Here is an 11009-nt window from a genome sequence, read left to right as displayed (position 1 = left end):
GGAATTCTTTCTTTTTAGGCTAACTAATATTTATGCCTAATTTTTATCGCTCCACAGGTTTTCGACTTGATCCAGTAGAACTTTAAAATTAGAGGAGAGAAACAACCAAACTGAATACAACAACCATCAGTATAAAATACAGGAAAAAGAAATTGAAGATCAGAAGAACTTTATTGCTGAACAAGAGAAAATAGAATCGGAAAGGATTGGAAAAGAAAGAAAGCTAGCCATCAATAATCGGCTTTCATCCATTAAAAATTTACTTACGGTCACACATTCCAATTTAAACAATTCCAAAAACGAATTAAATGATGCCCGAGAATTTCATTTTTTAAGAACAAATGGCGAACGCGAGGACGAAATTAGCTCAATAGCAAATAAAATTGTTTTTTGGCGGAATGAAATTGAAAAACTTGAAGATGAAATGAGTATGAAATATCTGGAACTTGAAAAAATACACTAATCCAATTCTCAACTTTTAGTAACTTCCTGTACTGCTATTTTTAAATCATAATCAAGAAACAGCCTTTATCCTAATCAGGATTAAAGGCTGTTTCTTTTTGCATTAAAATTTAAACAACACGATATCTTCACACCTAAAAATACACCAGAAGTCACAATTCCTAAAAATTACAATTAAAAAATTACTCACTAAATGTACTCATTTAAAAAAATATACTGTCCTTTAAAAAGCTTTAAAATAGTATATTTTATAAAAATAAAACATACGCCCCGTAAAAAATAGGGGGTATTGTTAAAAATATCAATTATGAATATTTCGATATTTCAGTCTAAAAATACCGAATAACTAAAATCAGGAAGCCATTTTTTGTAATTGATAATTCTTTCAAATATGGATCAAAAACATTTATTAATCTTTCTTCTCTTAAAGAAAAGTTAATAAATTCGTCAAAATCAATGACTGAAAATAGTATCAACAACGAATTAATTTAAGCTATTTAAAACGTTGGATCAAGAACAAAATAACAACCAAAACCAATTAATCAATATTAACTAAATTATTTATCTAATGAAAAAAATCGAAGCAGTTATTCGAAAATCAAAATTTGATGAAGTTAAAGAAGCTTTACACAAAATCGAAGTCAATTTCTTTACCTATTGGGATGTTACTGGAGTGGGTAATGAAAAAGAAGGGCATGTATACAGAGGAATAACCTATAGTACCACAGACATTCAACGAAGATATATTTCCGTGGTCGTTTCAGATCAATTTTTAGAGAAAACGATTGGTGCGATTTTAGAAGCGGCATCATCAGGAATGGTTGGCGATGGAAAAATATTTGTTTCTGAAATTCAAGAAACTTATAGAATCAGAACAAAAGAAAAGGGATCAGACGCTCTTAACTAACCAACCTCTATAACTAACTAATAAAAAAATATACTATGGATACGAATGCTGTATTAGACTTAATGTGGGTGTTAATCTGCGGAATTTTAGTGTTTTTTATGCAAGCAGGTTTTACGCTTGTAGAAGCTGGATTTACCAGATCAAAGAACACAGGGAATATAATAATGAAAAACTTAATGGATTTTTGTATTGGTAGTGTCGCTTTCTGGGCAATAGGATACTCATTAATGTATGGAGAATCAATACATTCTGTGATAGGAACTCCAAGTTGGTTTTTTGATACTGCTGCAGACATGCATAGTTTGTTTTTTCAAACTGTATTTGCCGCAACGGCTGCAACCATCGTTTCTGGTGCTATTGCTGAACGAACAAAATTCACTACCTATTTAATCTTCTCCTTATTAATGACTTTAGTTATTTATCCAATTTCTGGTAGTTGGGTTTGGAATGGAGGCGGATGGTTAGCACAAATGGGCTTTACTGATTTTGCCGGTTCAACTGTTGTACACTCAGTTGGTGGTTGGGCATCATTAGTTGCTGCTGCTTTAGTAGGACCTAGAATTGGAAAATATAATGCTGACGGAACCGTAAACGCAATACCTGGACACAATCTAACGATAGGAGCATTAGGGGTATTTATTTTATGGTTTGGATGGTTTGGTTTTAATCCAGGGTCACAATTAGCAATTTCTGGTGACAATGCTTTGAAAGTAGCTGCTATTTTTATCACAACAAATCTTGCAGGAGCTTCTGGTGCATTGGCTGCTATGTTCTTGACTTGGGCTGTGTATAAAAAACCAGATATCTCTATGACTCTAAACGGAGTATTGGCTGGACTTGTGGGTGTTACCGCTGGTTGTGCTGTTGTAAACCCAATGGGAGCATTCTTTATCGGACTTATTTGTGGTGGAACGGTTGTATTCTCAATTGAATTTATTGACAAAAAACTAAAAATTGACGATCCAGTTGGAGCTATTTCTGTACACGGTGTATGCGGCGCCTTAGGTACTTTATTAGTAGGTGTTTTTGCTACTGATGGTGGTTTACTTTACGGTGGTGGATTTGAAAAACTAGGTATTCAGGCTATCGGAGTGTTCTCAATAGCGGCATGGGCAATGGCTGCTTCCTTTATAGTTCTTTTTATTCTAAAGAAAACTATGGGATTAAGAGTTAGTAAAGAAGAAGAAATTGATGGTTTAGATATTCATGAGCATGGCTCAAATGTTTATAATGATTAACCCTTAAAAAAATGAAGTAAAACTCATATGTACAAAGCGCGAACTCTATAAAATACAACGCCAAATAATAAAAATAAAACCTGCAACAAACTACTTTTTTGTTGCAGGCTTTATTTTTTAAGATTCAGAATAATTAATGTGTTACTATTCTATCCGCTCTTTTTAAAAATCCTCTAACATAATATGTGACAACACCGTATTATCTTGTATCACTACATTGTTATAACTTGGATAGCCTTCGTTTTTTTATTAAAAGCCAGGCATTATCCTATGTTTCCTTAGTTTTACTAATGTAAATTTGCCTACAGTTTAAGTCCTTTCAGAATAATAGACAGCGCACTTTTTCAATATCAGGTATAAAAATGCTTTCTATCTAGCCTTCCTCAGGAGTACCAGTCAGCCAATACGTTCCTCTATCACATACTATCACTTTACCAACTCCATAATTTACTTTGAGATCCCGCCCACAAAATCATTGTAATCGTAAGGATGATTTTTTAGCCCCGCATTAGAGGCGTGAGAAACAATGAGTTTTTCTTTTTAGACTAACTGATATTTATGCCTAAATTTTGCTACTTCATAGGTTTTCGACTTGCTCCATGATCTCCTACCCTAATCGCTACTCTTTTATCAGACTGATTCATCGACAATCCTTTGGCTACAGCCCAAATTTTCAATACACCGTTCATTTTTAAACGGAAATCATAATGCAAAATTGATAAATCATGTTTTTGCACCACAAAGACCAACTTCTCTTTTGACTTTGCAATACCCCTTCTTGGCTCTAGTTTAGAACTAAAAGTAAGTTTTCGATGTGTTTTTTTCTAGAGACATATCACTTGCGATTTAGAATAAAACATTGATAAAAATTAAGATATTATATTTATGGATTAAAAATCTACTTTTGCATTATCTCTTAAGATCCAAAACATCACCTTCAACAATGCACTTTCATGAGGAATGTGCGACAGAATAGGTAGACTATTTATAAAAAATAACAGTATGTTAAATCTTGTGAAATTAATAAAAATACGTTTTAAAAGTTTAATAACTTTACAACTTGGAATTGATTCCTACTAATTGCCCATGTCAAAAGAAAAAATACGTCTAGATAAAATCTGCCTCAATTGCAATCATGCTGTCGATCAACGGTATTGTCCAAATTGCGGACAGGAAAACACCGTGAGTCGCAAGACTTTTCACCATATCTTTATTCATTTTTTTGAAGACTTAACACATTATGACAATTCGTTTTGGAAAACAATATTTAATTTGTTTTTTAAACCCGCCGCTTTAACTAAAGCATATATGGCCGGAAAGCGTTTGTCTTATTTGAATCCCATAAGACTTTATATTTTTATTAGTTTTGTGACTTTTTTAATGATCTCTTTGTTTCCTAATAATACGGAAAAAGAAATAACCACAACTGTAATAAAACACGAACAAATAATCATCCCTACAATTGACTCTTTACATATAGAAGAGAAAAGTGTGGATGGATTAACAAAAGTTGGAATATTATCGCAGCAGAATAATGATACCATAAAAAAAATACTACAGCAAACAGATAAAATTGATAAAATAAACCACAACCAGCCCAGTCCTTCGGTTCCTAAAAAAGAAGTGGCTGATTTTGGATATAAATCCATCATCGAATTAGATTCTATTCAGAAACATGGTAGTAAAAAGGCACAAGTAAGCGATACAGAATATTGGTTTCTTAAAAAGTGGCTGACCGTAAAAGAAGAAAATACAAACGAACAAATTATTGAAAAGTTCACTGATTCATTTGTACATAATTTACCAACTTTGTTGTTTATGTATATGCCAGTTTTCGCCTTTTTTTTATGGCTTTTTCATGACAAGAAAAAATGGTATTATTATGATAGTGGTATCTTTACCTTGCATTATTTTTCGTTTTTACTCTTACTAGTACTAACCCTATTTTATACCGATAAAATCTTTCCTTTATTTGAAAAAAACCAAGTTATGGAATGGGCTCACTTTAGTTTAAAGTCGCTAGGGATATTTTGGATGATCTACTATTTCTTTCCAGCGCACCGTCGTTTTTACGGAGACAAATTTGTAGTCTCCTTAGTCAAAAGCAGTGTGATTATCATTATTAATTTAGTTGTGATCACTTTTCTATTAGTACTTTTTGCATTGTACACCTACAATAATATTCATTAGTATCAGCAACTGACGTTTAGTTTTATGTGTGTCAATGTAATAAGTCAATATTAAGGACTAAGGTTCCACAAGCTATTTTGACTTTTAATTAATTATCCATTGTCTTCATCTAAATCATTATGATTATCACCACCAATGCTGTAATAGTTATTTTCTTCGTCCTCACTTCCTATCTTTTCTTGTGCATCGTCTAACTCTGAACCAGGAACATCTAAATCACTACCTGACATATCTTCCTCAAAACTTTTCTCGTTTAATTCTCTTTCGTTATTTATTTCAACTGGTATTTTCTTTTTGGTGATATCAGCAGGATTTATATCACCCTCTTTATGTCCCTTATTATAGATATCTTCACTTGGCGGATAGTTTAAAGATTCAAGATTTTTTTCTTGATCTGTTTCTTCCATTTTTAGAGATTTAGAGCTTGGTTTATTATCTTTATTTTCCATCTTTATTAAGGTTTAAACTTATTATTATTTAATATACTAAGTTAATCATTTTTTAATAAAACAGCTGTTCTATTTTTCTTTAAATAGTAACGGATAATTAACCTGCTACACTTAAAGTCTATTTGTTGCTAATTGAATAGTTACAAACTACTCCAATTTTCACAGTCATGCACAATTAAAAATAGCAGACTTATTTTTATAGTTTATACCTAATAAATCACTAATTTTAAACAGCCAAAAAAGTTCGTTTTCACGTGCTTTTATTATACTAATCTTAAAACAACAAAAAACATGAGTTTACTATCACAAAATATTATCCCAGGAAATCACGGTAAAATTTTTGGAACAAATGCTATGGAAGAAAAAGATTTAATAGAAATTAAAAATAGCCTATTAGAATTGGAGGGAATTAATGATGTAATCGTTAATATTGAAATTTTCCCAAGAGAATTTACGGTACATACTAAACAAATAGTTTCATTAACGGATATCGAAAATAAAGTAAAATCTGTAGGGTTCCATGCCATTCCAAAAGCCACGTTTGAGTTATAGTACTCAGTAATCAATTAAAACAGGACCAAAACCTGACTGTTTCAACACAAAAAAAGCACCTCCAAGTACTCTTTTTGTGTAAAAAAATAATTACTCTAAATTTGCTTGTCACTATTACTTATCGTAATATTGCAATATAAATATATAACGATGGGAATTACTAAAACAGAACATTTTACAGAAGAGCAAAATGAGCTAGCTATCTTAGCTAAAGCAATTGGCCATCCCGCTCGCATTGCCATCATTCAGCATCTGATAAAAGTAAATAGCTGTGTTTGCGGAGACATCGTAAATGAATTGCCTCTGGCACAACCCACCGTATCGCAACACTTAAAGGAATTAAAAAACGCCGGACTCATCAAAGGAAGTTTTGAAGGAAATGCTATTTGCTATTGCCTAGACGAAGAAGGCTTCTCTAAAATACGCGGTTTTTTCCAGCAAGTAAACACGTATTTAGAAAGCAAAAAAAATCAATGTTGTTAATTTTTAAATTATAAAAAAATGAAGTTATCAGAAATTAAAAAACAGCTAAGCACTTTAGAAAATGTTACTTTTCAATTGCCAAACGGCACTTATGTTCCAGAACATTTTCACGTCACTGAAGTAGGTTTGATCACCAAAAATTTCATTGACTGTGGTGGAAAAGTAAGAAACGAAACCGTGGTGAACTTCCAGTTGTGGGATGCTAACGATTTTGAGCACCGTTTAAAACCAAAGAAACTATTGGATATCATTACACTATCTGAAAAAGTTTTAGGAATTGAAGACTATGAAATAGAGGTCGAGTATCAAGCAGAAACTATTGGTAAATACGACTTAGGATTCAACGGAAAGGATTTTACATTATTGAACAAAAAAACTGCCTGCCTAGCAGAGGACGCATGCGGAATTCCGCAGGAAAAACAAAAAACAAAACTCTCTGAAATACCAACTCAAACGAACAGTTGTACTCCAGGAGGAGGTTGTTGTTAATTAAAACCTGCTTTTTATATGTCTCAATTAAAGACCAGCCTATTCACTTCGATAGAAAATGAAATTCGTTTTTTTAAATTCGAAACTATTTCTCCCGAACGTAAAACGGTACTATTACCTCTTATTGACTTTATCCAAGAGAAAGTGAGTAAGGAAAAAGAAGTCCGACTTAACTTTATTTGTACACACAATTCAAGGAGAAGTCATTTATCGCAAGTTTGGGCGCAAACAGCTGCAGCACATTTCAATGTGAAAAATGTATTTTGCTATTCAGGCGGGACAGAAGCTACGGCAGTATTCCCTATGGCAGCCAAAACATTAGAACAAGCAGGATTCCAGGTGAAACCCCTTTCTGAAGGTAAAAACCCCGTTTACAGTATCAAGTATAGTGAGAATGAACATCCTATTATTGGGTTTTCTAAAACTTATGACGACAGTTTTAACCCGCAATCCGCCTTTGCGGCGATACTGACCTGCTCACAAGCAGATGGTGGCTGCCCGTTTATTGCTGGTGCTGAGAAACGAATCCCAATTACTTTTGAAGACCCAAAGGCATTTGACAACACACCTCAACAAGAAGAAAAATACAAAGAAAGGAGCATCCAAATCGCAACGGAACTTTTCTACGTATTCTCACAAATAAAAAAATAATATGTCTGCAACTAATTGCGCTCCTGCAGTGAACAGAAAAAAACTTGGCTTTCTCGATAGTTATTTAACCCTATGGATATTCCTTGCCATGGCAATAGGAGTTGCCATTGGGAATTTTTTCCCTTCCAGTGGAGACTTTATCAATTCGTTTTCCAGCGGAACCACTAATATTCCCTTGGCAATTGGACTTATCCTGATGATGTATCCACCATTGGCAAAAGTAAAATACGAACAAATGGGAGAAGTATTTAAAAACACAAAAGTATTAGGTGCTTCCTTATTCTTGAATTGGGTCCTAGGCCCAATCTTAATGTTTGCCCTAGCGCTCATTTTCCTGAATGGCTATCCTGAATACATGATTGGCGTTATCCTTATAGGACTTGCTCGCTGCATAGCAATGGTTGTAGTTTGGAACGACCTTGCTGACGGAGACAGAGAATATGCAGCGGGATTAATTGCCTTAAACAGTATTTTTCAAGTATTGCTTTATAGTGTTTATGCTTATATTTTTATTACGGTACTTCCACCCTACTTTGGCTATACCGGTTTTGAGGTCAACATCAGTATTGGCCAAATTGCAGAAAGCGTTGGTATTTATTTAGGAATTCCATTTGCACTAGGAATCATCAGTCGATATGCTTTAATCTATTTAAAAGGCGAAGACTGGTTCCAGAATAAATACGTGCCTTTTATCTCCCCAATTACCCTTATCGCTTTATTATTCACGATTGTGATTATGTTTAGCTTAAAAGGAGAATTGATTGTTCAGATACCGATGGATGTGGTTCGAATCGCCATTCCACTAGTTATATACTTCACTTTGATGTTTGTTTTGAGCTTCATGGTTGGTAAATACTTTGGTGCCGACTATTCTAAAAGTACTGCTATTGCATTTACAGCAACAGGAAACAATTTCGAATTAGCAATCGCAGTTGCCATAGGTGTCTTTGGAATTAATAGCGGACAAGCTTTTGCCGGTGTCATAGGCCCGTTAGTCGAAGTCCCCGCATTGATAGCCTTAGTGAATGTTGCTTTTTGGTTTAGAAAAAAATACTATCCTACAACTGCATAATAATTAAATTATCCTAAAATATAAAGACCATCCTTTTATCGCAAAATAAGAGGGTGGTTTCTTTTTTAAGAGCTATTTCCCGTTATACGCTATATCTTTACACCTGCCGAAAAGGGCAGTTATAAAGGATGCCGCTTCTACCGGGGCTAGGGTATTTTGTATGAACATGACGCTTCAACTTATTCAAGCCCCAAATCTTCAATATAAAAAAACCGTTAAATTAGCACAACAGAACCTGTTTACTCAAATAAAACAAATTCAGTAATAATGGATAACGAATTAATTACTACAACAAGGTGGTGGAAAACAAATTGGAAATGGTTTTTACCAACTTGTATTATTACAATTGCCACCGCCCTGCTTGTAACAAGAACTATTAACGGTACTGTGACTGATTTTGCTCAAGCTTATTCTGACAATTCACTTTATAATAAAGCTATTCAAAAAGGTAATGCAAACCTAAGAGTAAAAGAAGTCCTTGGAGCAATCGAACCTATTGATAAGTTAGTCATTCTAGAAGGAGATACAAAATATACAAATGATAATACCGCTGTAACAATAACAATTAGAGTTAAAGGCAGCAAGGCAAATGGTAAAATGGATATTTCTGCTTATGAAAATGGAACAGAATGGGAGTACAAAAAAATAACTGTTCGAATAAAACAACCCAAAGAAGAAATTGCGATTATAAACTAATTTTATCGGGTTAAAAAAGCAATTACAGCTTTGTTGATTTACCCACCGTTAAATAGATGTGATTGTTGGGATATAGGAATTCCATCTTAGTGTTCTGTTTGTTAATTTTCATCTCTACATGACCTTCTGCATTTTCTAAGGAATAAAGCGTATAATTTGGATCTTGAGAATAGACCACAGCCTTGATGATTTTATATTTCAATTTCATATTGGTAAAAAAGAATACCACATCATCCTTTTTTCTGTCGACGAACACAAAGGAATATTCGTTTCCTGAAATGTCACATTCCCCTATCTTAAAAGGGAACTCGTCAACACAATAGCGCTGCACATTAAAAACCTGTTCTTGAGAATACACAGAACTAGACAGCAGCAACAGCAGGATAAAATACTTCATTTTTTTGATTTTTTTTCAATTGTACTATTCTAATACAATCCGCTGCAGTAATACAAAAGACATGCCATTAAAAAACCAAGCAGCAACAGAGCACTCTTCTTTTTTGCTTAAAGAGTCGGTTTACTTCTTTAGGATTTAAAAAAAAATCGTTTCTTTGAAAACTGTTTTACAACAGTTAAGAAAATTGTAAAACAACTGGAATTTGCATTAAAGTACAGATTAAAATAAATTTTAAATAAATCATGAGTTTAAAAAAAGACATTAACGTATTGAGACGAAAATTAATGCGTAGCCTTACTAAAAACGTTGGGAGTTCACAATTTGATAAAAATGTCGATTTGACCAAAGTGAAATTTAAAAAAATTTTAATTAGTAGACCAAACCCAAGATTAGGAAATCAGTTGTTAATTACTCCCCTATTACAGGAAGTCATTACAACCTTTCCTGATTGCGAAATAGATTTATTTGTGAATGGTGGATTAGCTCCCATTATATTTAAAAATTACACAAATATAAATCGAATAATTCAACTGCCTAGAAAACCTTTTAAGGATCTTACTAAATACGTTAAAGGATGGTTATCGTTAAAAAAGTACAGTTACGACATTGTTATTAATGTAGTAGAAAACTCTTCATCAGGAAGATTATCTGCTCAATTTGTGAGTTCAAAGTACAAATTTTTTGGCGATGATGTTGACGATATTCAATTAAAGCATAATCATTATAAACACATTGCAAAATATCCCGTTTACAACTTCAGACATTATCTAACCAAGCTTGGATTTAAAGAAAACAACAGTCCTATCCCTAATTTAGACTTAAAGCTAAGCGATTCTGAACTTGCTGAAGCAAAAAAAACACTGCAAAGTATTGTACAAAACAACAAAAAGACCATTTGCATCTTTACTTTTGCAACTGCAGATAAATGCTACTCTGAGTCATGGTGGGCACCTTTCTACGATCGTTTAAAAGCGGAATATTCAGACTACAATATCATTGAAGTACTACCCGTTGAAAATGTTTCTCAAATAGGCTTTAAAGCACCTACATTTTACAGTAAAGACGTTCGTGAAATAGGAGCTCTAATAGCAAATACAGAAGTGTTTATTGGTGCCGATAGTGGAATTATGCATTTGGCCAGCGCATCAAAAGCGACTACAGTCGGACTTTTTTCCCGTGATAATATCAACATGTACGCCCCTTACAATAAAAACAGTGTGGCCATAAATACCAACACTGAAAATATTGATAACTATATTACAGTATTAGACAAAATTTTAAGATAGTCTTGATTTTTAAAATTGACAAAAACTAGCAGAATCGATCTTCGCGAATTAAAAAAAACGAATTTAGTATTTGCTCTAGATTTGGAATTTCCCGATTTGAAAAACTAATTCCCTGAAAAGTTACTTTATAAAGATGG

At 33.2% G+C, this 11009-nt stretch carries 13 protein-coding genes; 10 read left to right on the top strand and 3 right to left on the bottom strand.

Annotation, left to right across the window (positions count from 1 at the left end; translation table 11 throughout):
* The first annotated feature begins 1030 nt into the window (after positions 1 to 1030).
* On the top strand, positions 1031 to 1369 hold the full coding sequence (locus QO200_RS03655) for a P-II family nitrogen regulator (protein ID WP_371536482.1): 339 nt from the start codon (positions 1031 to 1033) through the stop codon (positions 1367 to 1369).
* 35 nt (positions 1370 to 1404) lie between these two features.
* The gene (locus QO200_RS03650; protein ID WP_371536480.1) at positions 1405 to 2607 is read left to right on the top strand and encodes an ammonium transporter; all 1203 of its coding nucleotides are present in this window, start codon (positions 1405 to 1407) and stop codon (positions 2605 to 2607) included.
* Between the two features lie 572 nt (positions 2608 to 3179).
* Here QO200_RS03650 and QO200_RS03645 read toward each other — a convergent pair.
* Entirely contained in the window at positions 3180 to 3344 is a 165-nt protein-coding gene (locus tag QO200_RS03645) for a DNA polymerase ligase N-terminal domain-containing protein (RefSeq protein WP_371536497.1), read from the bottom strand.
* 349 nt (positions 3345 to 3693) lie between these two features.
* Here QO200_RS03645 and QO200_RS03640 point away from each other — a divergent pair, with 349 nt between their 5' ends.
* Entirely contained in the window at positions 3694 to 4797 is a 1104-nt protein-coding gene (locus tag QO200_RS03640; protein WP_371536477.1) for a DUF3667 domain-containing protein, read from the top strand.
* A gap of 92 nt (positions 4798 to 4889) precedes the next feature.
* Here the strand turns inward: QO200_RS03640 and QO200_RS03635 are convergent, their stop codons facing one another.
* Positions 4890 to 5204, bottom strand: coding sequence for a hypothetical protein (locus QO200_RS03635; protein WP_371536474.1), 315 nt, complete (start codon positions 5202 to 5204; stop codon positions 4890 to 4892).
* A 333-nt stretch (positions 5205 to 5537) separates the two neighbouring features.
* Here QO200_RS03635 and QO200_RS03630 point away from each other — a divergent pair, with 333 nt between their 5' ends.
* The 6 genes from QO200_RS03630 (at position 5538) to QO200_RS03605 (ending at position 9189) form a co-directional block, all read left to right on the top strand.
* Positions 5538 to 5798, top strand: coding sequence for a heavy-metal-associated domain-containing protein (locus QO200_RS03630; protein ID WP_371536471.1), 261 nt, complete (start codon positions 5538 to 5540; stop codon positions 5796 to 5798).
* A gap of 150 nt (positions 5799 to 5948) precedes the next feature.
* Positions 5949 to 6281: an ArsR/SmtB family transcription factor gene (locus QO200_RS03625; protein ID WP_371536468.1), complete on the top strand. Its 333-nt coding sequence runs from the start codon at positions 5949 to 5951 to the stop codon at positions 6279 to 6281.
* An 18-nt stretch (positions 6282 to 6299) separates the two neighbouring features.
* Entirely contained in the window at positions 6300 to 6770 is a 471-nt protein-coding gene (locus QO200_RS03620) for a DUF6428 family protein (protein ID WP_371536466.1), read from the top strand.
* 18 nt (positions 6771 to 6788) lie between these two features.
* The gene (locus tag QO200_RS03615) at positions 6789 to 7421 is read left to right on the top strand and encodes a low molecular weight phosphatase family protein (RefSeq protein WP_371536464.1); all 633 of its coding nucleotides are present in this window, start codon (positions 6789 to 6791) and stop codon (positions 7419 to 7421) included.
* A gap of 1 nt (position 7422) precedes the next feature.
* The gene (gene arsB, locus QO200_RS03610; protein WP_371536463.1) at positions 7423 to 8493 is read left to right on the top strand and encodes an ACR3 family arsenite efflux transporter; all 1071 of its coding nucleotides are present in this window, start codon (positions 7423 to 7425) and stop codon (positions 8491 to 8493) included.
* Positions 8494 to 8760: 267 nt separating this feature from the next.
* Positions 8761 to 9189, top strand: a complete 429-nt coding sequence (locus QO200_RS03605; protein WP_371536460.1) for a cytochrome c oxidase assembly factor Coa1 family protein — start codon at positions 8761 to 8763, stop codon at positions 9187 to 9189.
* A gap of 22 nt (positions 9190 to 9211) precedes the next feature.
* Here QO200_RS03605 and QO200_RS03600 read toward each other — a convergent pair whose 3' ends face one another.
* Positions 9212 to 9586, bottom strand: coding sequence for a hypothetical protein (locus tag QO200_RS03600; RefSeq protein WP_371536457.1), 375 nt, complete (start codon positions 9584 to 9586; stop codon positions 9212 to 9214).
* Positions 9587 to 9828: 242 nt separating this feature from the next.
* Between QO200_RS03600 and QO200_RS03595 the strand changes: the two genes are divergently transcribed.
* On the top strand, positions 9829 to 10872 hold the full coding sequence (locus QO200_RS03595) for a glycosyltransferase family 9 protein (RefSeq protein ID WP_371536454.1): 1044 nt from the start codon (positions 9829 to 9831) through the stop codon (positions 10870 to 10872).
* The last annotated feature ends 137 nt before the right edge of the window (positions 10873 to 11009 follow it).

The organism is Flavobacterium sp. Arc3, from assembly GCF_041431375.1.
Classification (GTDB): Bacteria; Bacteroidota; Bacteroidia; order Flavobacteriales; family Flavobacteriaceae; genus Flavobacterium.
This window is presented reverse-complemented; position numbering and strand designations above follow the sequence as displayed.